The sequence below is a fragment of the Microbacterium sp. TPD7012 genome, assembly GCF_003075395.1.
In the GTDB taxonomy this organism is placed as follows: Bacteria; Actinomycetota; Actinomycetes; order Actinomycetales; family Microbacteriaceae; genus Microbacterium.
In genome coordinates this window covers 594,254-617,935 of record NZ_QDFV01000001.1, presented here as the reverse complement: position 1 = coordinate 617,935, position 23,682 = coordinate 594,254, and the positions used below count along the sequence as shown (strand labels likewise).

Annotated in this window: 17 protein-coding genes; 5 read left to right on the top strand and 12 right to left on the bottom strand. The window is 69.0% G+C overall.

All coding sequences use genetic code 11. The annotated features are described in order from the left end of the window. Positions 1-35 precede the first annotated feature (35 nt). The 4 genes from DC434_RS02940 to DC434_RS02925 are packed head-to-tail and all read left to right on the top strand — an operon-like array spanning position 36 to position 4,826. The gene (locus DC434_RS02940) at positions 36-929 is read left to right on the top strand and encodes a proline iminopeptidase-family hydrolase (RefSeq protein WP_116634016.1); all 894 of its coding nucleotides are present in this window, start codon (positions 36-38) and stop codon (positions 927-929) included. A gap of 19 nt (positions 930-948) precedes the next feature. Then, positions 949-2,358 carry an APC family permease gene (locus tag DC434_RS02935; RefSeq protein WP_116633756.1) on the top strand — a complete coding sequence of 470 codons (1,410 nt, stop codon included), beginning with the start codon at positions 949-951 and terminating at the stop codon, positions 2,356-2,358. Then, entirely contained in the window at positions 2,355-3,284 is a 930-nt protein-coding gene (locus tag DC434_RS02930; RefSeq protein ID WP_116633755.1) for an acetamidase/formamidase family protein, read from the top strand. The genes DC434_RS02935 and DC434_RS02930 overlap by 4 nt, the downstream gene beginning before the upstream one ends. Before the next feature lie 30 nt (positions 3,285-3,314). Further along, a complete protein-coding gene (locus DC434_RS02925) occupies positions 3,315-4,826 on the top strand; it encodes an amino acid permease (protein ID WP_116633754.1) in 1,512 nt (503 codons plus the stop codon). A 5-nt stretch (positions 4,827-4,831) separates the two neighbouring features. On the opposite strand, the gene DC434_RS02920 is transcribed toward DC434_RS02925, so the two are convergent. From DC434_RS02920 to DC434_RS02870, 11 genes are all read right to left on the bottom strand, one after another. After that, positions 4,832-6,295 carry a nucleobase:cation symporter-2 family protein gene (locus DC434_RS02920; protein WP_116633753.1) on the bottom strand — a complete coding sequence of 488 codons (1,464 nt, stop codon included), beginning with the start codon at positions 6,293-6,295 and terminating at the stop codon, positions 4,832-4,834. 54 nt (positions 6,296-6,349) lie between these two features. Next, the gene (locus tag DC434_RS02915) at positions 6,350-7,717 is read right to left on the bottom strand and encodes an 8-oxoguanine deaminase (protein ID WP_116633752.1); all 1,368 of its coding nucleotides are present in this window, start codon (positions 7,715-7,717) and stop codon (positions 6,350-6,352) included. Between the two features lie 180 nt (positions 7,718-7,897). Then, complete coding sequence (locus DC434_RS02910) at positions 7,898-10,081, bottom strand: AAA family ATPase (protein WP_116633751.1); 2,184 nt, start codon at positions 10,079-10,081, stop codon at positions 7,898-7,900. A 63-nt stretch (positions 10,082-10,144) separates the two neighbouring features. Further along, a complete protein-coding gene (allB, locus tag DC434_RS02905) occupies positions 10,145-11,518 on the bottom strand; it encodes an allantoinase AllB (RefSeq protein ID WP_207769876.1) in 1,374 nt (457 codons plus the stop codon). A gap of 65 nt (positions 11,519-11,583) precedes the next feature. Beyond that, positions 11,584-12,735: a glycerate kinase gene (locus DC434_RS02900; RefSeq protein WP_116633749.1), complete on the bottom strand. Its 1,152-nt coding sequence runs from the start codon at positions 12,733-12,735 to the stop codon at positions 11,584-11,586. An 8-nt stretch (positions 12,736-12,743) separates the two neighbouring features. Continuing rightward, positions 12,744-14,531: a glyoxylate carboligase gene (gcl, locus tag DC434_RS02895; protein ID WP_116633748.1), complete on the bottom strand. Its 1,788-nt coding sequence runs from the start codon at positions 14,529-14,531 to the stop codon at positions 12,744-12,746. A 50-nt stretch (positions 14,532-14,581) separates the two neighbouring features. Continuing rightward, positions 14,582-15,460: a 2-hydroxy-3-oxopropionate reductase gene (locus DC434_RS02890; protein WP_116633747.1), complete on the bottom strand. Its 879-nt coding sequence runs from the start codon at positions 15,458-15,460 to the stop codon at positions 14,582-14,584. Beyond that, a complete protein-coding gene (locus DC434_RS02885; RefSeq protein ID WP_116633746.1) occupies positions 15,457-16,257 on the bottom strand; it encodes a TIM barrel protein in 801 nt (266 codons plus the stop codon). The genes DC434_RS02890 and DC434_RS02885 overlap by 4 nt, the downstream gene beginning before the upstream one ends. Before the next feature lie 186 nt (positions 16,258-16,443). Then, on the bottom strand, positions 16,444-17,271 hold the full coding sequence (locus DC434_RS02880) for a bifunctional allantoicase/(S)-ureidoglycine aminohydrolase (protein WP_116633745.1): 828 nt from the start codon (positions 17,269-17,271) through the stop codon (positions 16,444-16,446). Continuing rightward, complete coding sequence (locus DC434_RS02875) at positions 17,268-18,563, bottom strand: aldolase/citrate lyase family protein (RefSeq protein WP_243408776.1); 1,296 nt, start codon at positions 18,561-18,563, stop codon at positions 17,268-17,270. The genes DC434_RS02880 and DC434_RS02875 overlap by 4 nt, the downstream gene beginning before the upstream one ends. 5 nt (positions 18,564-18,568) lie before the next feature. Continuing rightward, positions 18,569-19,966 (bottom strand): NAD-dependent malic enzyme, encoded by a 1,398-nt coding sequence (locus DC434_RS02870; RefSeq protein ID WP_116633744.1) that lies wholly within the window; start codon positions 19,964-19,966, stop codon positions 18,569-18,571. Positions 19,967-20,110: 144 nt separating this feature from the next. Here DC434_RS02870 and DC434_RS02865 point away from each other — a divergent pair, with 144 nt between their 5' ends. Beyond that, entirely contained in the window at positions 20,111-20,878 is a 768-nt protein-coding gene (locus tag DC434_RS02865; protein WP_116634014.1) for an IclR family transcriptional regulator, read from the top strand. 6 nt (positions 20,879-20,884) lie between these two features. Here DC434_RS02865 and aceE read toward each other — a convergent pair whose 3' ends face one another. Next, positions 20,885-23,617: a pyruvate dehydrogenase (acetyl-transferring), homodimeric type gene (gene aceE, locus DC434_RS02860; protein ID WP_116633743.1), complete on the bottom strand. Its 2,733-nt coding sequence runs from the start codon at positions 23,615-23,617 to the stop codon at positions 20,885-20,887. Positions 23,618-23,682: the final 65 nt, after the last annotated feature.

The following is a 23,682-nucleotide window of genomic DNA, read 5'->3' as shown; positions in this document are numbered from 1 at the left end:
TTTACTCGCGGACCTTTTATCGCCAACATGTGTTCATGCACGTTCACGAGTCCTCCGTCCCTTTCCGCGACGGCTTCACCTGGTTCCGCGTCACGACGCCCGACGAGAGCCGCGACCTCGCTCCGGTCTTCGTGCTCCACGGCGGCCCGGGCATGGCGCACGACTACGTGCAGAACATCGCCCGCCTCGCCGATCTCACAGGGCGAACGGTCGTCCATTACGACCAGATCGGCTGCGGCCGGAGCTCCCACCACCCCGACGCCCCCGTCGAGCGGTGGACGCCCGCCTTCTTCGACGAGGAGTTCCACTCCCTGCGCGCACATCTCGGCATAGACGAGTATCACGTGCTCGGGCAGTCGTGGGGCGGCATGCTCGGCGCCGAGATCGCCGTTCGGCAGCCCGACGGCCTGCTCGGGCTGATGATCTGCAACTCCCCCGCCTCGATGCCGCTCTGGGTGAGCGAGGCGGCGCGGCTGCGCGACGCGCTCCCGGATGCCGCGCGCGACGCGCTCACGGAGCACGAAGCGGCCGGGACGCTGGATCACCCCGAGTACGTCGCCGCCACACAGCTGTTCTACGAGCGGCACGTCTGCCGGGTCGCGCCGATGCCGCAGGATTTCGTCGACAGCGAGCAGCAGATGCTCGCCGACCCGACCGTGTACCACACGATGAACGGGCCCAACGAGTTCCATGTGATCGGCACGCTTCGCGATTGGTCCGTGATCGACCGCCTCCCGCTCGTGCAGGTGCCGACGCTCGTCGTCGCCGGCGAGCACGACGAGGCGACGCCCGCGACCTGGCAGCCGTTCCTCGATCGCATCCCCGATGCGACCGGACACGTGTTCCCCGGCGCGAGCCACTGCGTGCACCTGGAACAGCCTCAGATCTTCCTCGACGTGATCGCCGACTTCCTCGCTCAGCATCCCTGACACCCACCCTGGAGACATCATGACCGCCACCGCCGCCTCCGACGGCCAGCCTCGGCTGGAATCGTTCGGCTACAAGCAGGAGCTCAAGCGCTCCGTCTCGACCTTCGACCTCGTCGTGTACGGCCTGGTCTTCATGGTGCCGATCGCCCCGTGGGCGATCTTCGGCGTCGTGTTCAACGAGTCCAAGGGGATGGTCCCGCTCGTCTACCTCGTGGGCCTCGTCGCGATGATCTTCACCGCCCTCGGGTACGCGCAGATGGCCAAGTCCTTTCCGCTCGCCGGATCCGTCTTCTCCTATGTCGGCCGCGGCACGCATCCCGTCGCCGGCTTCTTCGCGGGCTGGGCGATCCTCCTGGACTACCTGCTCGTGCCGACCCTGCTGTACGTCTTCGCCGCCTCCTCGATGCGGGGGATCTTCCCCGAGTCGCCGGAATGGCTGTGGGCGATCCTCTGCGTGGCGGTCAACACGATCATCAACGTGCTCGGCATCGGTTCGATCACCGTGGCGAACCGCGTCTTCCTCGCCATCGAGCTCGTGTTCGTGGTGATCTTCGTCGTCATCGCCGTGTCCGCTCTGACCGGCCAGACGATCGAGGGATCCTCCTTCTCCCTCGCACAGCTCTGGGACCCCGCGAAGGTCGACCCCGCCCTGATCGCATCCGCGCTCTCGATCGCCGTGCTGAGCTTCCTCGGCTTCGACGGGATCTCGACGCTCTCGGAGGAGACGACCGGCAAGAAGAACCCGGCGGGGCGGGCCATGATCATCGCCCTGTTCATCGTCGCGACGCTGTTCATCCTGCAGACCTGGCTCGCGAGCGCACTCGCCGCCGGCACCGTTTCCTTCCCCGAGGATGAGGTCAACAACGCGTTCTTCTCGATCGTCGCTCAGGCGGCCGGCAGCGGATGGGCCACGGCGTTCCTCGCGGTCAACGTCATCGCCGTCGGCATCGCGAACGCGGTGGCGGCGCAGGCGGCGACCTCGCGCCTGCTCTACTCGATGAGCCGTGACCGGCGCCTCCCGGCGTTCTTCTCGAAGATCAACGCGCGGCAGGTCCCGGTTTACGCGATCCTGTTCGTCAGCGCACTGAGCACGGTGCTCGTGCTGTTCTTCGTCGGGCAGATCGATCTGATCTCGTCGCTGGTGAACTTCGGCGCCCTCTTCGGGTTCCTCCTGCTGCACGTCGCCGTGTTCTGGCACTACATCGTGCGCCAGCGGTCGCGGAACTGGCTGCTGCACCTCGTGGTGCCGCTGTGCGGATTCCTCATCATCGGCTACGTGCTCTTCAACGCATCCGACCTGGCCAAGATCGGCGGAGTCGTCTGGCTCGTGATCGGGGTGATCGTGTTCGTCATCTTCCGCATCCGCAACGGCGCGAACCCCGAGCTGCTGTCCGAGCATGCCGCTTCCGGCGAGGAGAGGTCCGCATGAACGGCATGGACCACTTCCTGGGCAAGGAGCTCGGTCGTCCCGGCTTCCGGGCCGACGTGGAACCCGTGCTGCGCATCCGGCCCGGCACGGGTGAGCGCATCGGCTTCGAGACCGACGACGCCGTCTACCGCGAGCTCCACGACCACGGCGACCTCGCCGCCCTCAAGGCACCGATCAACCCGGTCACGGGTCCGGTCTGGATCGACGGCGCCCGGCCGGGCGACACGCTCGCCGTGACGATCCACGAGATCCGCCTGAAGGACTGCGGATGGTCGCAGAGCCTGCCCGGCGTCGGCGCCCTGCGCCATCGGATGGGCGAGACGGTCGCGTCCAGGCGCATCCCGATCGACGAAGAGGGCGTGCACCTCACCGACAGGCACGTCGTCGCGCCGCGACCCATGATCGGCTGCATCGGCACCGCCCCGGCTGTCGGCGTGAACTCGACCGTCATGCCCACCACCGCTCTCGGCGGCAACATGGACGTCACCGAGGCACGACCGGGCTCGATCGTGTACCTGCCGGTCGAGGTGGAGGGAGCGCTGCTCTCCATCGGCGACATCCACGCGATCATGAGCGAGGGCGAGTCGTCGTTCGTCGCGATCGAGGCCGAGGGGGTCGCGATCGTGAGCATCGACCTCGTGCCGGGCCTCTCGCTGCGCGCACCCCGCATCGAGACCGAGGACGCCTGGGTCTTCGTCGGACTCGGCGACCCGGTGCAGGAGAGCATCACCCGCGGGTACGAGGACGCGTTCGACTTCCTCGTGACCGGGCACGGGTGGGACCCGATGGACGCGTTCGCCGTGATGAGCGCGCTGGTCGACTCCGCCCTCGGCGGCCCGACCGGGTCGGGCGACCCCGATCCGCTGCATCCGTTCGCCGCGATCGGTGCGGTGACTCTGCATCGGCTCCCGAAGTCGGTGCTGTAGCCGGGAGCACGTCCTTCTAGACTCGTCCGCATGGCGATTCAGCGAAGGATCAAGTCCGTCGAGCAGTCGATGGCCGAGACCCACGACGAGAAGCGGTCGCTGAAGCGATCGCTCGGCGTGTGGGATCTGGCCGTGATGGGTGTCGCCGTGGCGGTCGGCGCCGGCATCTTCTCGGTCGGCGCCGAGGCCTCGGCGCGCCACGCCGGCCCCGCGGTGATCATCTCGTTCATCATCGCGGCGACCGTCTGCGCGCTCGCGATCCTCTGCTACGCCGAGTTCGCCTCGTCGATCCCTGTCGCGGGCTCCGCCTACACGTTCACCTACTCGACGCTGGGCGAGTTCCTCGCCTGGATCATCGGCTGGGACCTGATCCTCGAGATGCTGATGGCGTCGGCCGTGATCGCGAAGTACTGGGGCGTGTACCTCGGCGACGCGGTCTCGCTGTTCGACCTCGACATCCCGATGACGATCGCGATCGGGCCGCTGTCCTTCGACTGGGGTCCCGTCGTCATCGTCGCGATCTTCACGACCCTGCTCGCTCTCGGCACCCGGCTGTCGAGCCGGGTGAACAGCGTCTTCACGGTGATCAAGGTCGCCATCGTGCTCTTCGTCATCGTGGTCGGGCTCTTCTTCATCAACGGCGCCAACTACACGCCCTTCGTCCCGCCCGCCGAGGCCGGCGCAGCATCCGAGAGCGCCTGGACCCAGTCGCTGTTCTCTCTGATGACCGGAGCCGACCCGACGATGTACGGCGTCTTCGGCATCCTCAGCGGCGCCGCGCTGGTCTTCTTCGCCTTCATCGGCTTCGACGTGGTCGCCACGAGCGCCGAGGAGACGAAGGACCCGAAGCGCACCGTGCCCCGCGGCATCATGCTCGGCCTCGTGATCGTCACGGTGCTCTACGTGCTGGTCGCCATCGTGATCACCGGCATGGTCTCATACACCGAGCTCGCGAAGCTCGACGAGCCTTCACTGGCGAGCGCGTTCGAGCTCGTCGGCGCGACCTGGGCCGCGCAGGTGATCGCGATCGGCAGCCTCGTCGGTCTCACGACCGTCGTCATGGTGCTGCTCATGGGCCTCGCCCGTGTCGTCTTCGCGATGAGCCGCGACGGCCTGCTCCCCCGTTCCCTGAGCGTGACGGATGCCAAGCGCGGCACGCCCGTGCGCATCCAGGTGATCGTCGGCGTCGTGATCGCGATCATCGCCGGCTTCACCGACGTGCAGGTGCTGGGCGACATGATCAACATCGGCACCCTGTCGGCCTTCGTCCTGGTGAGCATCGGGGTGCCGATCCTGCGCAAGAGCCGGCCCGACCTCGAGCGGCCGTTCACCGTGCCGTTCTCCCCCTGGCTGCCGTGGATCTCGGCGATCGCCTGCTTCTGGCTGATGCTGAACCTGAGCTCGGAGACCTGGCTGCGTTTCGCGGTCTGGCTGGCGCTCGGCCTGGTGATCTACTTCGCCTACTCCCGTCGGCACTCGATCATCGGACAGGAGCTCGCGGCCGACGCGATCGCCGGCCGCGGCACCCGTCCGCTGCGCTAGCGGGGTCAGTGGTCGGGGCGCTGGACCTCGACCTCTCTGCCGTCGCGGTCGACGATCTTGCCGTCGACGATCGAATCCCCGTCCTCGAAGGCATCGAGATAGGCGATCGGGATGCTCCGAGTGGGAGCGGCGGCGAGCACGGACGCATCCTTGCCCGACGGCTTCCCGAGATGGTTGAACAGCAGGTTCAGCAGGATCGCCGCCACGGCGGCCGAGCTGATCCCGGAGTGGAAGATCGTGACGAACCACGCGGGCATCTGGTCGTAGATCGTGGGGGCGGCGATCGGCAGCATGCCGATCCCGATCGAGGAGGCCACGATGACGAGGTTCATGTTGCCCCGGTAGTCGACCTTCGCGAGCGTGCGGATGCCGCTCGCCGCCACGCTTCCGAACAGCACGATCCCCGCGCCGCCGAGCACGGGTGCCGGCACCGCCGCGACGACGCGTCCGAGCACCGGGAGCAGGCCCAGGATGACGAGCACGACGCCGCCCGCGGTGACCACGAACCGGCTCTTGACCCCGGTGATCGCGACGAGGCCGACGTTCTGCGCGAAGGCGGACTGCGTGAACGAGCCGAACACGGGCGAGACGGCGCTCGAGAGCATGTCGGCACGGAGCCCCGCCGCGATCCGCTTGGAGTCGACCTTGGTGCCGACGATCTCGCCCACGGCCAGGATGTCGGCCGTCGTCTCGGTGAGCGTCACCAGGATCACGATGAACATCGAGATGATCCCGGCGATCTCGAACGTGGGCATCCCGAACCCGAACACGCTGGGCAGGGCGAAGATCGGCCCGTCCCCGACGGCGCCGAAGTCGACGCGTCCGAGGATGACCGCGAGGATCGTGCCGAGCACGATGGCGAGCAGGATCGCCAGGCGGGAGATCGCACCGATCCGCACCTTGCTGAGCACCAGCACGATGACGAACGTGATCGCCGCGAGCAGCAGGTTCTGCGGATCGCCGAAGTCCTCGGCCTGGCTGTTGCCGCCCATGGCCCAGCCCGCGGCCACCGGCAGCAGGGTCAACCCGATCGTGGTGATGACCACGCCCGTCACGACGGGTGGGAAGAACCGGATGATGGTGGCGAACACCGGGGCGATCAACAGGCCGATGATCGAGGCGACGATCACCGCGCCGAACACCGCGGGCAATCCGCCGCCGCTCGTCACGATCGCTCCCATCGTCGCGACACCGGCGAAGGAGACGCCCTGCACGAGGGGCAGCTGCGATCCGAAGAACGGGATCCCGACGGTCTGGAGGATCGTGGCGAGACCCCCCATGAAGAGGCACGCCGTGATCAGCACGCCGATCTCGGCGCCGTCGAGGCCCGCCATCGAGCCGATGATGAGCGGCGGCGCGATGATGCCGCCGTACATCGTGAGCACGTGCTGGATGCCGTAGGCGATGGTGCTGCCGAGCGGCATCCGCTCGTCTTCCGGTCGCCGTGCGACCGTCTTCTGCTTGTTCATGTCGACCTCTTCGTCGGTTTTCGGGGCGTGCGTCGTATCGGGGAGGGCTGCGTTTCAGGAGTGTCGGGCGAGGAGGCCGCGGGCCGCCTCGCTGTGGTGGGCGATGAGCTGGGGGACGTCGAGGCCCGCGATCTGACCGTCGAGCACGCGCCAGCGCCCGCCGACCATGACGCGGTCGGCTCGATCCGCGCCGCACAGCAGCAGGGCGGCGACCGGATCATGGCTTCCGGAGAACCGCAGCTCGTCGAGGGTGAACATCGCGAGGTCCGCCTGCTTCCCGGGGGCGAGCACGCCGACGTCGGAGCGTCCGAGGGCCCGCGCCGATCCCGCCGTCGCCCAGCCGAGCGCGCGCTCGGGTGTGACGGCGGCGGCGCCGTAGCGCAGGCGCTGCAGGTACAGCGCCTGCCGCCCCTCCTGGATCATGTTCGAGCCGTCGTTGGATGCCGAGCCGTCGACGCCGAGGCCCACCGGCGCGCCGGCCTGCTCGAGCTCGATCGCACGGGCGATGCCGGAGGCGAGACGCATGTTGGATGTCGCGCAGTGCGACACGGCGGTACCGGCCGCTCCCAGCCGCGCGATCTCGGCATCGTCGAAGTGGATGCCGTGTGCGAGCCAGGTGCGATCCGACAGCCAGCCGACGCTCTCGAGGTAGTCGACCGTGCGCAGACCGAACATCTCGCGGCAGAAGTCCTCCTCGTCGAGCGTCTCGGCGAGGTGGGTGTGCAGCCGCACGTCGAGTCGTTCGGCGAGGGCGGCGGTGTCGCGCATCACGCCGGTCGTCACGGAGAACGGCGAGCACGGCGCGAGTCCGATCTGCACGAACGCGCCGTCGCCGCGCTCGTGGTGGGCGCTGATGAGCCGTTCGCTGTCGGCGAGGATCGTGTCGGCATCCTGCACCGTCCGCTGCGGTGGCAGGCCGCCGTCCTCCTCGCCGAGCGACATCGACCCGCGGGTCAGGGTCGCCCGCATGCCGAGCTTCTTCACGACGTCGACCTGCACGTCGATCGCATCCTCGAGCCCGTTCGGGAACAGGTAATGGTGGTCGGCGGCCGTGGTGCATCCGGAGAGCAGCAGCTCGGCGAGCGCCGCCGTCGTCGCCAGTTCGAGATCGCGGGGCGTGAGCCCTGCCCACACCCCGTAGAGGCCCTTGAGCCAGGGGAACAGCTCGGCGCTCACCACGGGCGTCCAGGCGCGGGTGAGCGTCTGGTAGAAGTGGTGGTGCGTGTTGATGAGGCCGGGGATGATCACGTGCCGCGAGGCATCGAAGACCTCGTCGACCGGCACCGACGGCGCGCCGCCGGCGGGGACGACCTCGAGGACCCGCGAGCCCTCGATGACGATGCCGCCGGCAGCGTCGGCGTCGCCTCCGGTGTAGATGCCGAGCGGGCTCTTCAACCACACGCTCGTGGGGTGCTGTGACATAGCAGACTCCGTCCATCGGGGTGGAGTCGAACGGCTGACCCCACCAGGGGGTCAGCTCAGTTTTTCCCTGTCTGCTGATCCAGGTGCTCCGACTTTGGAACACTCCAGATCTATCACGGGCGCGCGAACGCGGTCAAGGATTTTTCCGAATCTCGGATTGAGACTTCCAAGATGTGGAATCTAAGACGTGCGCGGATCGCCTTCCGTCGGGCTCTGAGCGGTGAGCACGAGGCCCGATCCGTCAGCCGCGACATCGACTCGGACGGTGTCGCCGTCGCGCACCCCGCCGGACAGCAGGGCGGTCGCCAGCTTGTTCTGCACCTCGGACTGGATGAGGCGGCGCAGCGGCCGCGCACCGAACATCGGGTCGTACCCGCGCTCGGCGAGCCACGAGCGTGCATCCGGGGTGACGGCGAGCGTGAGCCGGCGGTCGTGGAGCCGGTCGTGCAGCTGGTCGACGGAGAGCTCGACGATCTGCGCGAGGTCGTCTTCGGTGAGCGCGGCGAACATCACGATGTCGTCGAGGCGGTTCAGGAACTCGGGTCGGAACGCCTGGCGCACGAGCGCCATCACCTGCTCGCGCTTCTCGTCGGGTGGGAGCACGGGGTCGATGAGGATCGGCGAGCCGAGGTTCGAGGTGAGGATCAGGATCACGTTCGAGAAGTCGACCGTGCGGCCCTGGCCGTCGGTGAGGCGTCCGTCGTCGAGCACCTGCAGGAGCACGTCGAACACCTCGGGGTGCGCCTTCTCGACCTCGTCGAGCAGGATCACGCTGTAGGGCCGACGACGCACGGCCTCGGTGAGCTGACCGCCCTGCTCGTAGCCGACGTACCCCGGAGGGGCGCCGACGAGGCGGGAGACCGAGTGCTTCTCGCCGTACTCCGACATGTCGATGCGCACCATGGCGTGCTCGTCGTCGAAGAGGAACTCCGCGAGCGCCTTCGCGAGCTCGGTCTTGCCGACACCGGTGGGGCCGAGGAACAGGAACGAGCCGGTCGGGCGCCCGGGATCGCTGATACCCGCGCGCGAGCGGCGCACGGCATCCGACACCGCTTTCACGGCCTCCTTCTGCCCGATCAGCCGCTTGCCGAGCTCGCTCTCGAGGTGTAGCAGTCGCTCGGACTCGCCCTGCAGGAGCTTTCCGACCGGGATGCCGGTCCACGCGGCGATCACGCCGGCGATGTCCTCATCGGTGACCTGCTCGTTGACCATGCGGCCCTCAGACGACGTGGCGGCCTCCGCCTGCTCGGCCTCGGCGATGTCGCGCTCCAGGCGCTTGATGGTCTCGTACTCGAGCTTGGAAGCGCGCGTGTAGTCGGCCTCGCGCATGGCGAGATCGCGCTGCGTGACGGCGTCGTCGAGCTGCTTCTTCAGGTCGCCGACACGGTTGAGACCCTGACGCTCACGCGCCCAGCGCTCCTCGAGCGCGGCGAGCTCCTTCTCGAGCCCGGCGAGCTGCTCGCGGAGCGTGCCCAACCGCTCCTTGGACGCGGCATCCTTCTCTTTCTTGAGCGCGAGCTCCTCGAGCTTCATGCGGTCGACCTGGCGCTTCAGCTGGTCGATCTCGACCGGCGAGGAGTCGATCTCCATCTTCAGCCGGGACATGGCCTCGTCGATGAGGTCGATGGCCTTGTCGGGCAGCTGGCGGGAGGGGAGGTAGCGGTTCGACAGCGCGGCGGCCGCTACGAGAGCACTGTCGGCGATGGTCACTCCGTGGTGCGCCTCGTACCGACCCTTGAGCCCGCGGAGGATCGCGATGGTGTCTTCGACCGTGGGCTCGCCCACGTAGACCTGCTGGAAGCGCCGCTCGAGCGCGGCATCCTTCTCGATGAACTCGCGGTACTCGTTGAGCGTCGTCGCGCCGATCAGGCGCAGCTCTCCACGGGCCAGCATGGGCTTGAGCATGTTGGATGCGGCGACCGACCCCTCGCCGCCACCGGCACCCATGAGCACATGCAGCTCGTCGATGAACGTGATGACCTTGCCCTCGGACTCGGTGATCTCCTTGAGGACCTGCTTCAGCCGCTCCTCGAACTGCCCGCGGTACATGGCTCCGGCCACCAGCGCGGAGATGTCGAGGGTGATCAGCTCCTTGTCCTTCAGGGACTCGGCGACGTCGCCCGCCACGATCCGCTGCGCGAGACCCTCGACGACGGCGGTCTTGCCGACGCCGGGCTCACCGATCAGCACCGGGTTGTTCTTGGTGCGTCGGGTCAGCACCTGGCTGACGCGGCGGATCTCACCGTCCCGCCCGATCACGGGGTCGAGCTTGCCCTGGCGGGCGCGGTCGGTGAGGTTGATGCCGAACTGCTCGAGAGCAGACTGCTGGTCCTGATTCTGCGGGCCGGCCTGGGGGTTGGACACGTATCCCTCCGAAGTAAAGTTGAGTTATCCTGACTCAACTTTACTCCGGGCGAAGATCACGCGTCAATCGGTCATGCCCCGGCGCAGCAGCCGTCCGCGCGGCGTCTCGAAGTCGATCACCTCGCCGTGCAGCCACGTCTTGCGCACCACACCCGCCAGAGCCTTGCCGTGGTAGGGCGTGAGCGGGTTCTTGTGGTGCAGCTTGTTCACGTCGACGACATAGGCGTCGTCGGCGGCGAACACCGAGAAGTCGGCGTCGTAGCCCGGCGCGATGCGCCCCTTGCCGGTGAGCCCGGCGAACTGCGCGGGGCGCTCGCTCATCCACGACACCACGGTCTCGAGCGTCAGTCCGCGCTGACGGGCCTCGGTCCAGATCAGCGAGAGCCCGAGCTGGAGAGACGCGACGCCGCCCCACGCGACGGCGAAGTCTCCGTTGTCGAGATCCTTCAGATCGAGGGTGGACGGCGAGTGGTCCGACACGATGAAGTCGATCGTGCCGTCTTCGAGCCCTTCCCAGAGCAGCTCCCGGTTGCCGGCCTCTCGGATCGGCGGGCAGCACTTGAACTGCGTGGCGCCGAGCGGGATCTCCTCCGCCGTGAGGGTCAGGTAGTGGGGGCACGTCTCGACCGTGAGCCGGAGGCCGTCGTGCTTCGCGCTGCGGATCATCGCCAGGGCGTCGGACGACGACAGGTGCAGGATGTGCGCACGGGCGCCCGTCCAGCGCGCCCGCTCGATGACCTCGGCGATCGCGAGGTTCTCGGCACCACGGGGACGCGATGCCAGGAACTTGCCGTAGTCGTCTCCCTCGGGTGAGGGGGCGCGGTCGATCGCGCGGGAGTCCTCGGCGTGCACGATCATCACGGAGTCGAACGTCGCGAGCTCGCGCATGTCCTTCTCCATCTCGTCGGCGTCGAGCGGCGGGAACTCGTCGACTCCGGAGTGCAGCAGGAAGCACTTGAAGCCGAAGACGCCGGCATCGTGCAGACCGCGCAGCTCCGCGGTGTTGCCGGGGATCGCCCCGCCCCAGAAGCCCACGTCGACGTGCGTCTGGCCCTGCGCGACGTCGCGCTTGATGTTCAGCGCCTCGACGTCGACGGTCGCCGGGATGCTGTTCAGCGGCATGTCGACGATGGTCGTCACACCACCTGCCGCGGCGGCACGTGTGGCGGAGGCGAACCCCTCCCACTCCGTGCGACCCGGCTCGTTCACGTGCACGTGGGTGTCGACGAGCCCGGGGATGAGCGTCTCGTCGTCGGCGAGCTCGATGACCTCCGCGCCGTCGAGGTTGTTGCCCAACGGCTGCATGGCGACGATCCTGCCGTCGCGCACCCCGACCTCCCGCGGGCTGATGCCCGCGGACGTCAGCACCCGCTGCCCTCGGATCACGAGGTCGTACCGCTCACCCGTCGGGTCGAGCGACGCTCCGGCATCCGCCATTTCCTGCTCCTGCGACATGTCGCCCTTCCCTTCCGCCGGCTGCACGCCGACCGGCTGACACCTGCTCAGCCCATACTGGACCACGATCCCGCCAGGGATCGCGGGATGATCTCGGTGGCGATCCGCCGGCCCACCTGCGCGAGCAGCGCGGTCGCGTTCGCCATGCTCGCCGCAGGGTCCGGCTCGAGCGCGCTGAGCGGCAGCACCGCGACGAAGCCGGCATCGGCGGCTTCCTCCGCGGTCAGCGTCGAACGCCCGCACACCGCCACGACGGGAACGCCCGCCGCGCGCGCGGCCGCCGCCACACCCAGCGGCGTCTTGCCGCCGAGGCTCTGGTCGTCGAGGCTGCCCTCTCCGGTGATGACGAGGTCGGCACCGGCGATGCGCTCACCGAGTCCGGTCAGACGCTGGATGACGTCGACGCCCGGCTCTCGGCTCGCTCCGAGCACCGCCAGGGCCGCGTAGCCCACTCCCCCGGCGGCTCCCGCACCGGGAAGATCCTTCGACGGGCGCACCCCCGCCTGCGCCTCGAGCAGCGAGGCGAAGCGGGAGAGGCCCGTCTCGAGGGCGGCGACATCGTCGGCGCTCGCCCCCTTCTGCGGTGCGAACACCGCAGACGCCCCCCGGTCTCCCAGGAGAGGATTGTCGACGTCGCTGGCGAGCACGATCGTCGCCGCGGCGATGCGCGGGTCGAGACCCGTCACGTCGACGGAGGTCAGGCCGGCGAGCGCCGCACCGCCGGAAGGAGCATCGCCCTCCGCTGTGCGGAGCGAGACGCCCAGCGCCTGCAGCATCCCCGCACCGCCGTCGGTGTTGGCGCTTCCGCCCACACCGAGCACGATCGTCGTGCATCCGCGATCCAGCGCCGCCCGGATGAGGTCGCCGGTCCCCCGGCTCGTCGCCGTGAGCGGGGCCTTCGCGCCGCCCGGCAGCACGTCGAGACCGCTCGCCGCGGCCATCTCGACGATCGCCTGCGTTCCGCGCATCGCGAACCGGGCCGGCACCAGCTGCCCGGTCGGCCCGGTCACCTGCGCCGTGACCGCCTCGAACCCGCTCGCGAGAGCGGCCTCGACCGTGCCCTCGCCGCCGTCGGCAACGGGCACCGCGTCGACCTCGGCATCCGGGATGATCTCCCGGATGCCGAGGGCGAGCGCCTCCGCGACCTCGGCCCCGGTGGCGGAGCCCTTGAACTTGTCCGAGGCGATGAGGATGCGCATACGGCGGGTCAGTCGAGCAGGGCGTAGACGGCCTCGGGAGCGTCGGCGGGCGACGTCGCGAGGTCTTCGAACTCGTTCATCGTGTCGAGGTCGGCGCCCATCGCGATGTTGGTGACGCGCTCGAGGATGACCTCGACGACCACCGGCACCTGGAACTCGTCCTTCAGACGCGCAGCCTCCGCGAAGCCGGCCGCGAGGTCCTCCGGACGCTCGACGCGGATCGCCTTGCAGCCCAGGCCCTCGGCCACCTTGACGTGGTCGACGCCGTAGCCCACCGCGACGCTGGACGAGTCCTGCGGGGTGTTGATGTTGTCGAAGGCGAGCGAGACCTCGTAGTCCATCTCGAACGGACGCTGCGACTGACGGATCAGGCCGAGGTAGCTGTTGTTGACCACGACGTGGATGTACGGCAGCTTGTGCTGCGCGCCGACGGCGAGCTCCTCGATCATGAACTGGAAGTCGTAGTCGCCGCTGAGTGCGACCACCGGGTGGCCCGGCTTTCCGCGCACGACGCCGAGTGCGGCGGGCAGCGTCCAGCCGAGAGGCCCTGCCTGGCCGGCGTTGATCCACTGACGCGGACCGTACACGTGCAGCAGCTGCGCGCCGGCGATCTGCGACAGGCCGATCGTGGTGACGTAGGTGGTGTCGTGGCCGAAGGCCGAGAGCATCTCCTGGTACACGCGGTGCGGCTTCATCGGCACGTTGTCGAAGTTCGTCTTGCGCTGCAGCTTCGCCTTGCGGGCGCGGCAGTCCTCGGCCCAGCCCAGGTAGTCCGGCAGCGCCTCGACGCGGTCGCGGGCCGCTTCGAGCAGCGCGTCGATGAAGGCGCCGGCGTCGGAGACCACGCCGTAGTCGGGCGCGAACACGCGGCCGATCTGCGTCGGCTCGATGTCGACGTGCACGAAGGTGCGCCCCTTGCGGTAGGTGTCGAGGCCGCCGGTGTGGCGGTTCGCCCAGCGGTTGCCGATGCCGAGCACGAAGTCGGACTCGAGGAAGCTCGCGTTGCCGTAGCGCTGCGAGGTCTGGATGCCGACCAGGCCCGCCGCCAGCGGGTGGTCGTCGGCGATCGCGCCCCAGCCCATCAGCGTCGGGACGACGGGCACGCCCAGGGTCTCGGCCAGCTCGACGAGCTTGGCGGAGGCGCCGGAGTTCACGATGCCGCCGCCGGCGACGATCAGCGGGTGAGCGGATGCCGTCAGCATGTCGAGCACCTTCTCGGCCTGCGCACGGGTGGCGACCGGCTTCGCCACCGGCAGCGGCTCGTAGGTGTCGATGTCGAACTCGATCTCGCCCATCTGCACGTCGAACGGCAGGTCGATGAGCACCGGGCCCGGACGGCCCGAGCGCATGATCTGGAACGCCGTCTGGAAGGCGCCCGGAACCTGGGCCGCCTCGAGCACGGTCTTGGCGAACTTCGTGACCGGCTTCGCGATCGACGCGATGTCGACGGCCTGGAAGTCCTCCTTGTCGAGCTTGGCCACCGGCGCCTGCCCGGTGATGCACAGCATCGGGATGGAGTCGGCGATCGCGGCGTAGAGCCCCGTGATCATGTCGGTGCCGGCGGGGCCGGAGGTGCCGACGCAGATGCCGATGCGCCCGTCGCCGGTGCGGCTGTAGCCGTCGGCCATGTGCGAGGCGCCCTCGACGTGACGGGCGAGGGTGTGCCGGATGCCGCCGTTGGCACGCATCGCGGCGTAGAAGGGGTTGATCGCCGCACCCGGCAGGCCGAACGCCTCGGTGGCGCCCTCCTTCACCAGGATCTGGCAGATCGCGTCGACTGCACGCATTCGAGTCATGAGAAGTCCTTGTTCTTTCGGTCGTTGAGCGAGCGAAGCGAGACGAAACGTCAGCCGCGGCCGGAGAGTTCGTTGGTGAGTGTGAAGAGACCGGAGTGGTCGAGGCCGCCGTCGCCACGGGCGACGAGGGCGTTCACGAGCTGTGCGACAGCGGCGCCGAGGGGGACGGTGACCCCCGCCGAGCGTGCCGCTGCGGTGACGATGCCCAGATCCTTGTTGTGGAGGGCGAGACGGAAGCCGGGGGTGAAGTCGCGGTCGAGCATCTTCTGCCCCTTCTGGTCGAGGACCTTGGAGCCGGCGAGTCCGCCGCCGAGAACCTTGAGCGCCGCGTCGGTGTCGACGCCGAACGCCTCGAGGAAGACCACGGCCTCGCTGAGCGCCTGGATGTTCACGGCGACGATCAGCTGGTTGGCCGCCTTGACGGTCTGGCCGGCACCGGCGGGTCCGACGTGCACGATGGTCTTGCCGATCGCGTTGAGGACGGGCTCCGCGGCCGCGAAGTGCTCAGGGGCTCCGCCGACCATGATCGACAGCACTCCGTCGATCGCACCCTGCTCTCCGCCGGAGACCGGGGCGTCGACCGCACCGAAGCCGGCGGCGATCGCCTCTTCGGCGAGGGCCTTGGCGACGTCGGGGCGGATCGAGGAGTTGTCGATCCACAGTGCGCCCGGCTTGGCGTGGGCGAAGACGCCGTCCTCGCCGCGCACGACCCCCTCGACGTCGGGAGAGTCGGGGACCATGGTGAGGATGACGTCGGCATCCTTCACGGCATCCGCGATGCTGGTCGCTCCCGTGCCTCCGGCCTCGACGAGCGCATCGATCGGCTCCTGGCTGCGGTTGAATCCGGTCACCTCGTAGCCGGCCTTGACGAGGTTCTTGGCCATGGGGAGGCCCATGATGCCGAGGCCGATGATGGCGATGCTGGTCATGAGTTCGCTCCTTCGCGGTTGAGCCAGGCGAAGGCATCCGCCTGGGTGGCTTTGTACTCGAGGCCGATGACCCCGGTGTATCCGCCGGCGCGGGCCGCGTCGATCCAGTCGGTCAGCGGCAGGTCACCGGTGCCGGGCTCGCCGCGCCCGGGGGCATCGGCGATCTGGATGTGACCGAACTCTCCGGCGTGGTCGGCGATGACCGCGGCGACGTCGTCGCCGTTCACGGCCAGGTGGTAGAAGTCGGCGAGCAGGCGGATGTTGTCGACGCCGTGCTCGTCACGGACCCGGCCGATGATGGCCAGGGCATCGGCCGCGGTCTTCAGCGGGTACGCGTCCATTCCGGACACCGGCTCGAGCAGCACGATGCCGCCGATCTTCGCGACCGCTGCGCCCGCGATCGCGAGGTTCTGCACCGCCAGGTCGTCCTGCGCCTGCGCATCGGCGCCCTCGATGCGGTTGCCGTAGAGGGCGTTGAAGGCCTTCGTGCCGAGACGCTCGCCGATCCCGACGACGACGTCGACGTTGGCGCGGAACTCGTCTTCGCGACCGATCCAGGAGACGAGGCCCCGGTCGCCCGCGGGCATGTCGCCGGCGAAGAAGTTGAGGCCGGTGAGCTGCACGCCCGCATCCTGGATCGCGGCGACGAACGCGTCGACCTCCTCCTGCGCGGGAACGGCGGAGGCGAACGGCCACCAGAACTCCACGGCGTCGAAGCCGGCGGCCTCAGCGGCGGCCGGGCGCTCCAGGATCGGCAGCTCGGTCAGCAGGATCGAGGCGTTCACGGTGTAGCTCATGGATTGATTCCTAATTTCGGATTGTGGAAGTAAAGTTTCTACTAGTGAAAAGCGTACGCTGAGCTCGGCGGCGATGTCAACGGTTCTCGGCATCTGACCCGCCCGCACAGGGAGGATGGATCAGAAACGCACCTTCCCGCGCCTGGGAAGATGCGTTTCTGATCCACGCTCGCGCTCGGCCCGCCGTCAGGTCAGCCGGATCTGGCGGTTCATGTCCTTGTACAGCAGGTAGCGGAAGTCCTCGGGGCCCCCGGCGTAGCAGGCCTGCGGGCAGAAGGCGCGCAGCAGCATGTAGTCGCCCGCCTCGACCTCGACCCAGTCGTCGTTGAGGCGGTAGACGGCCTTGCCCTGCAGCACGAACAGACCGTGCTCCATGACGTGCGTCTCGGCGAACGGGATCGAGCCGCCCGGCTTGAAGGTCACGATGTTCACCTGCATGTCGTGCGCCAGGTCGCTCGCGTCCGAGAAGCGGGTGGTCGCCCAGACGTCGTCGGTGTCGGGCATCGACGTCGGCTCGATGCCCTTGTCGCTGGTGACGAAGGATGCCGGTGCGTCGACGCCGTCGAGCCACTCGTAGGCCTTGCGGATCCAGTGGAAGCTCGTGAGCTGGTCGCCCTCATTGGCGAGCGACCAGGTGGCGCCAGGAGCGAGGAAGGCGTACCCGCCCTCTTCGAGCACGTGTCGCTCTCCGTCGAGGGTCAGCGCCAGGGACCCGGTCGTGACGAACACCACGCCCTCCACTCCGGATTCGACCTCGGGCTTGGCCGCCCCACCGCCGGGGCCGATCTCGACGATCAGCTGCGAGAACGTCGTCGCCGAGCTCGGCGTCGGCCGGGCGATGATCCACGCGCGGGTGTTCGTGAAGCCGGGGAGGCTGCTGGTGACGATGTCGCGCAGCACGCCCTTCGGGATCACGGTGTACGCGAGCTTGACCACGGCACGGTCGGTCAGCAGCGCCGACTGACCGGGAAGACCACCGGCGGGCGTGTAGTAGGTGCGTTCGTGAGCGCTCATGAGGTCTCCTCCTCGGATACGGCGAGCTTCGGATGCGCGAGCTTGGTCAGCTCCGCAGGAGTGGCGGCCGCGGCATCCCGCACCTCCGCCTCGGTGACAGCACCGCACTCCAGGCCGCGCACGACGAAGCGCGCGAGAGCCCGGGCGGTGGCCGGCTCGTCCATGATGGTCGCGTCGCTGCCGTGCAGGTAGTTGTCGAGGCGGCGCGCGGCGGCGGCGAAGCCCTCGCGGTAGAACGCGTAGGTCGCGAGGTAGCGGGTCGGCAGCTGGGCGGCGTGCAGATCCCAGCCCTGGTAGTAGCCGCGCTCGAGCGAGCGCCGTACCAGGCGCGCGTGCAGCTGCCAGGCCGCGCGCACGTGGTCGGCGTCACCGACGGGGATGACGTTGGTCGAGCCGTCGGAGAGCCGCGCGCCGGTCTCGGCGACGGCGACCTGCATGACCTGCTTCGCGTAGTCGGCGGCCGGATGCTCCATCGACTGGTGCGCGGCGGCGATCTGCAGCGAGGCGCTGTAGTCGTAGGTCCCGTAGTGCAGCGCCGTGACGCGGCCCTTCGCGCGGTGCAGCAGGGTCGCGACCGGTACCGATCCGTCGGCGGCGATGATCAGCTGCGGCGTCTCCATCTGCACCTCGAAGCGCAGACGTCCGGGAGCCAGACCCAGCCGCTCCTCGAAGCGCTCGCAGAGCACGACCATCGCCTCGACCTGCGCCACCGTGGTCACCTTGGGCAGGGTCAGGACGAGCCCGTCCGGCAGCGGGCCGGCGGCGGCGAGGGTGGTCAGGAATCGATCGAGGGTGCGGATGCCGCGGCGCCGGGTCGGCGCCTCGAAGCACTTGAAGCGGATGCCGATGAAGGGCGGCGCGGTTCCCGCGGCGACGGCCGCGGCCACGCGCTCGGCCGCGAGCACGGCGTCCGCATCCTCTTCGGCATCCGGTCGCGCGCCGTAGCCGTCCTCGAAGTCCAGGCGGAGGTCCTCGATCGGCTCGCTGCGCAGCTTGGCGTCGACGAGCGGCGCGAGCTCCTCGGCGAGGTGCCCGAGCCCGACGGCATCGGCGAGCGCCGCCGTGCCGCCGAACGCGGCGACGGCCGCGGCGGCCTCCGCACCGAAGCGCGCGGGCAGCTCGGGGTCGAAGCGGTCGGCGGGCACATAGAGCGTGTGCACCGGCTGGCGGCTGCCGTCGTCCCCGGGATACGAGGTCGCGAGCAGCGCGTCGGTGTCGGCGAGCCGGGCGTCGATGTCGGCGAAGTCGTCCTCGCCCAGGGTGGTGCTGCGCGGATCGACGCTGACGGGCACGGTGCTCACTCCTTGCTCGAGACGGTGGAGGCGACGCGGACGATGGCCTCGGCCACGGCGCCGGCCACCAGGGGATCGAACACGCTGGGGATGATGAAGCTCGCATTGAGCTCGTCGTCCCCCACGCGCGAGGCGATCGCCTCGGCGGCTGCGACCAGCATAGGCGCGGTGATGTCGGACACGCCCGCGTCGAGCAGGCCGCGGAAGACCCCGGGGAAGGCCAGCACGTTGTTGATCTGGTTCGGGAAGTCGCTGCGACCGGTCGCCACGACGGCGGCGTGCTTCGACGCGACGATCGGGTCGACTTCGGGCGTGGGATTGGCCATCGCGAACACGATCGCGTCGTCCGCCATGGCCGCGATGTCCTCCTCGCCGAGGATGTTCGGAGCGCTCACGCCGATGAAGACGTCGGCATCGACCATGGCCTCCTTCAGCGTGCCCTGGAAGCCGCGCGGGTTGGTGGTCGACGCGATCTCGGTCCGGTGCGCGTCGGTGTACTCGACGTCCGGGTGGATCGCGCCGTCCCGGCCGCAGGCCACGATGTCGCGGGCGCCCTCGGCGAGCAGCAGCTGGATGATCGCGTTGCCGGCGGCGCCGACCCCGGACACGACGATGCGGACGTCTTCGATCTTCTTGCCGACCACCTTGAGCGCGTTGCCGAGCGCGGCGAGCGTCACGATGGCGGTGCCGTGCTGGTCGTCGTGGAAGACCGGGATGTCGAGCTCTTCGCGCAGGCGCGCCTCGATCTCGAAGCAGCGCGGCGCCGCGATGTCCTCGAGGTTCACGCCGCCGTAGACGGGGGCGATCGCCTTGACGATCGAGATGATCTCCTCGGTGTCCTTGGTGTCGAGGCAGACCGGCCACGCGTCGACGTTCGCGAACTGCTTGAACAGCGCGGCCTTGCCCTCCATGACCGGGAGGGCGGCTTCGGGGCCGATGTCTCCGAGGCCGAGCACGGCGGTGCCGTCGGTGACGACAGCGATCGTGTTGCGCTTGACGGTGAGCTGTCGCGCCTTGCTCTTGTCCTCGGCGATCGCCAGGCAGACGCGGGCGACTCCCGGCGTGTACGCGCGGGACAGGTCGTCGCGGTTGCGCAGCGGCACGCGCGGCACGACCTCGAGCTTTCCGCCGAGGTGCATCAGGAAGGTGCGGTCGCTGACGAGTCGGACCGTGACGCCCTCGAGCGCGTCGATCGCGGCGCGCACGCGGTCGGCGTGCTCCTCTCCCGCGGTGTTGCAGGTCAGATCGACGACGATCGTCGCGGGATGCGACTCGACGACGTCGAGCGCGGTCACCGCTGCCCCGGCATCGGCCGCCGCCACGGCGAGCTCGCTGGTGACGCTGAAGTTCGAGGGAGCGTCGATCCGCAGTGTGATGGAGTTCCCGGGTCCCGGATTCGCCATGTTTCCTCCGTCTAAGTTTTCGTATCGTGGATTCTATTGTCTACTCTATGGAACTTTGAAGCAAGCACGGTAATCTTTGTGCGCGTCTGTTTCGACATGCCTCTCTCGCATGATGGAATGATCCAGACCCCGACGGAGGATCCGATGACCGATATCAAGCCCGCGAAGAGCGCCGGATCCGGCGTGCAGTCGGTCGAGCGCGTCTTCGAGCTCATCGAGCTGGTGACCGATGCCGGAGGTGACGTCACGCTGAGCGAGCTCGCGGCATCCACCGACCTCCCGCTCCCGACGATCCACCGCCTGCTGCGCACGCTCGTCTCGCTCGGCTACGCACGGCAGCTGCCGAACCGCCGCTACGCGCTCGGCCCCAAGCTCATCCGCATCGGCGAGGGAGCCTCTCGGCAGTTCGGCGCCCTCGCGCGCCCGCAGCTCAAGCGCCTCGTCGACGAGCTCGGCGAGAGCGCCAACATGGCGGTGCTCGACGGCGACATGGTCGTCTATGTCGCCCAGGTGCCGTCGCTGCACTCGATGCGCATGTTCACCGAGGTCGGCCGCCGGGCGAACCTGCACGACACCGGCGTCGGCAAGGCGATCCTCGCCCAGCTCCCCGACGAGACCGTGCGGGGCATCGTGGGGCGCGCCGGGATGCCGACGCCCACCGAGTTCAGCCTCGGCACGATCGACGACCTGCTCGCCGAGCTCGATCGCATCCGCGAACGCGGCTACGCGATCGACGACCAGGAGCAGGAGATCGGCGTCCGCTGCTTCTCGATGGCCGTCCCCGACGCCCCCACCCCGACCGCCGTGTCCGTCTCGGGTCCGATCTCCCGCGTCGACGAGGCGTTCGGCGGCCGGGCTGTCCCCCTGCTGCGCCGGGCGGCCGAGGAGATCAGCGCCGAGCTGACCGCCTGACACCGGCTACTCGGCATCCGAGCCGCTCGTGCCGGCGTTCACGTCGTGCAGGCGATAGCGCTCGGCGGCCTGCGCGGGCGCTGAGGCATCCACCTCTCCGCGTGCGGCGAGCAGCTGCAGGGTGCGAACGACGATCGACGCGCTGTCGATCTTGAAGAACCGCCGCGCCGCGGCTCGCGTGTCCGAGAACCCGAAGCCGTCGGCGCCGAGCGTCGCCCAGTCGTTCTTCACGAACGGGCGCACATGATCGGGCAGGTCCTTCGCGTAGTCGCTGACGGCGACGATCGGCCCCTCGGCGCCGGCGAGCTGCGTCTGCAGGAACGGGGTGCGGATGCCGCGCTCCGGGTGCAGGAACGCCTCCTCCTCTGTCGCGACGGCGTCGCGGCGCAGCTCCGTCCAGGAGGTCACCGACCACACGTCGGCCGCGACACCCCAGTCGTCACGCAGCAGCCGCTGCGCCTCCAGCGCCCATGTCACGCCGATGCCCGACGCCAGCAGATGGGTGCGCGGCGACTCCACCGGTGAGATGCGATGGATGCCGCCGAGGATGCCGGCGACATCGACGCCTTCGGGCTCGGCGGGCTGCACGATCGGCTCGTTGTAGACCATGAGGTTGTAGATGCGGTTGCGGTCGGTCGAGTCCGGTCCGTACATCCGCTCGATGCCGGCGCGCATGATGTGGCCGATCTCGTACCCGAATGCCGGGTCGTAGGTGACGACCGCCGGGTTCGTCGCGGCGAGCAGCGGCGAGTGGCCGTCGGCGTGCTGCAGCCCCTCCCCGGTCAGCGTCGTGCGTCCCGCCGTGGCGGAGATCAGGAAGCCGCGGGTCATCTGGTCGGCCGCGGCCCAGATCGAGTCACCGGTGCGCTGGAAGCCGAACATCGAGTAGAACACGTACACCGGGATCAGCGGCACGCCGTGGGTCGCATAGGCCGTTCCCGCCGCCGTGAACGCGGCGATGGATCCCGCCTCGTTGATGCCGACGTGCAGGATCTGCCCCGACGTCGACTCCTTGTAGGACAGCACGATGTCACGATCGACCGCCAGGTAGTTCTGACCCTTCGGGTTGTAGATCTTCGCGGTCGGGAAGAACGCGTCCATGCCGAAGGTCCGGGCCTCATCGGGGATGATCGGCACGATCCGCTGACCGAACCCGGGGTCGCGCATCAGGTCCTTCAGCACCCGGACGAAGGCCATGGTCGTCGCCGCCTGCTGCGTGCCCGAGCCGCGAGCCGCGACCTCGTACGCCTTCGGGTCGGGCAGTGCGATCGGCTCGTGCGCCGAGCGGCGCTCCGGAAGGAAGCCGCCGAGTGCGCGACGGCGTTCGCGCAGGTACGCGATCTCCGGAGCATCCGCTCCCGGGTGGAAGTACGGCGGCAGGTACGGGTCGGCCTCGAGCTGCGCGTCGGTGATCGGAACGCGGAGATGATCGCGGAAGTCCTTGAGATCCTGCAGCGTCAGCTTCTTCATCTGGTGCGTCGCGTTGCGCGCCTCGAAGCGCGGGCCGAGGCCGTACCCCTTGACCGTCTTCACCAGGATGACCGTGGGACGGCCGTTGTGCGCGAGCGCCTGCCGGTACGCCGCGTACACCTTGCGGTAGTCGTGGCCGCCCCGCCGGAGGCGCCAGATGTCGTCGTCGGCGAGGCCGTCGACCAGGGCACGCGCCCGAGGGTCGCGACCGAAGAAGTTCTCCCGGATGAACGTCCCCGACTCCGCCTTGTAGGTCTGGTAGTCCCCGTCGAGGGTGCTGTTCATGATGTCGACCAGGGCGCCGTCCTCGTCGCGCGCGAGCAGTTCGTCCCACTCCCGACCCCAGATGACCTTGATCACGTTCCACCCGGCGCCGCGGAAGAACCCCTCCAGCTCCTGGATGATCTTGCCGTTGCCGCGGACCGGGCCGTCCAGCCGCTGCAGGTTGCAGTTCACGACGAACGTGAGGTTGTCGAGGCCTTCGTTCGCGGCGAGTTGCAGGAGCCCGCGGGATTCCGGCTCGTCCATCTCGCCGTCGCCGAGGAACGCCCAGACGTGCTGGTCGGATGTGTCCGTGAGCCCGCGGCCCTGCAGGTACCTGTTCGACTGCGCCTGGTAGATCGCGTTCATCGGGCCGATGCCCATCGACACGGTCGGGAACTCCCAGAAGTCCGGCATCAGGCGCGGGTGCGGGTACGACGACAGTGCGTGCCCCTCGCGCGACTTCTCCTGGCGGAAGCCGTCGAGGTCCTCCTCGCAGAGGCGCCCCTCGAGGAAGGCGCGGGCGTACATGCCGGGCGAGGCGTGACCCTGGAAGTAGATCTGATCGCCGCCGCCCGGGTGGTCCTTGCCGCGGAAGAAGTGGTTGAAGCCCACCTCGTACAGGGTCGCCGCCCCGGCATAGGTGGAGATGTGCCCGCCGACCCCGATGCCCGGACGCTGCGCGCGATGCACCATGACCGCGGCGTTCCAGCGCATCCAGGCGCGGTAGCGCCGCTCCAGCTCCTCGTCACCGGGGTACTCGGGCTCATCGGCGGCGGCGATCGTGTTCACGTAGTCGGTCGTCACGGTCGGCTCGCTCGCCACGGTCGGCTGGGAGCGGAGGCCGGCGCGATCGACGAGGGTGCGCACGATGTGGTCGCCGCGCTCGGCGCCGCGTTCGCTGATGAGCGCATCGAGGGATTCGAGCCACTCCGCGGTCTCCTCGGGATCGAGGTCGGCAGCGTCGAGGTCGGCGGATGTGACGGCGGAGGCGCGATTGTCGGTCACGGTACGGCCCTTCTTGTTAGATGGAGGGGTCTGCCACACCGGCAAGCGGAGTGGGCAGCGGATCA

Bases quoted from the DNA above. Each gene is read 5' to 3' on its own strand.
- DC434_RS02940 (WP_116634016.1), top strand. From the start codon at position 36: ATGCACGTTCACGAGTCCTCCGTCCCTTTCCGCGACGGCTTCACCTGG.
- DC434_RS02935 (WP_116633756.1), top strand. From the start codon at position 949: ATGACCGCCACCGCCGCCTCCGACGGCCAGCCTCGGCTGGAATCGTTC.
- DC434_RS02930 (WP_116633755.1), top strand. From the start codon at position 2,355: ATGAACGGCATGGACCACTTCCTGGGCAAGGAGCTCGGTCGTCCCGGC.
- DC434_RS02925 (WP_116633754.1), top strand. From the start codon at position 3,315: ATGGCGATTCAGCGAAGGATCAAGTCCGTCGAGCAGTCGATGGCCGAG.
- DC434_RS02920 (WP_116633753.1), bottom strand. From the start codon at position 6,295: ATGAACAAGCAGAAGACGGTCGCACGGCGACCGGAAGACGAGCGGATG.
- DC434_RS02915 (WP_116633752.1), bottom strand. From the start codon at position 7,717: ATGTCACAGCACCCCACGAGCGTGTGGTTGAAGAGCCCGCTCGGCATC.
- allB (WP_207769876.1), bottom strand. From the start codon at position 11,518: ATGGCGGATGCCGGAGCGTCGCTCGACCCGACGGGTGAGCGGTACGAC.
- DC434_RS02900 (WP_116633749.1), bottom strand. From the start codon at position 12,735: ATGCGCATCCTCATCGCCTCGGACAAGTTCAAGGGCTCCGCCACCGGG.
- gcl (WP_116633748.1), bottom strand. From the start codon at position 14,531: ATGACTCGAATGCGTGCAGTCGACGCGATCTGCCAGATCCTGGTGAAG.
- DC434_RS02890 (WP_116633747.1), bottom strand. From the start codon at position 15,460: ATGACCAGCATCGCCATCATCGGCCTCGGCATCATGGGCCTCCCCATG.
- DC434_RS02885 (WP_116633746.1), bottom strand. From the start codon at position 16,257: ATGAGCTACACCGTGAACGCCTCGATCCTGCTGACCGAGCTGCCGATC.
- DC434_RS02880 (WP_116633745.1), bottom strand. From the start codon at position 17,271: ATGAGCGCTCACGAACGCACCTACTACACGCCCGCCGGTGGTCTTCCC.
- DC434_RS02870 (WP_116633744.1), bottom strand. From the start codon at position 19,966: ATGGCGAATCCGGGACCCGGGAACTCCATCACACTGCGGATCGACGCT.
- DC434_RS02865 (WP_116634014.1), top strand. From the start codon at position 20,111: ATGACCGATATCAAGCCCGCGAAGAGCGCCGGATCCGGCGTGCAGTCG.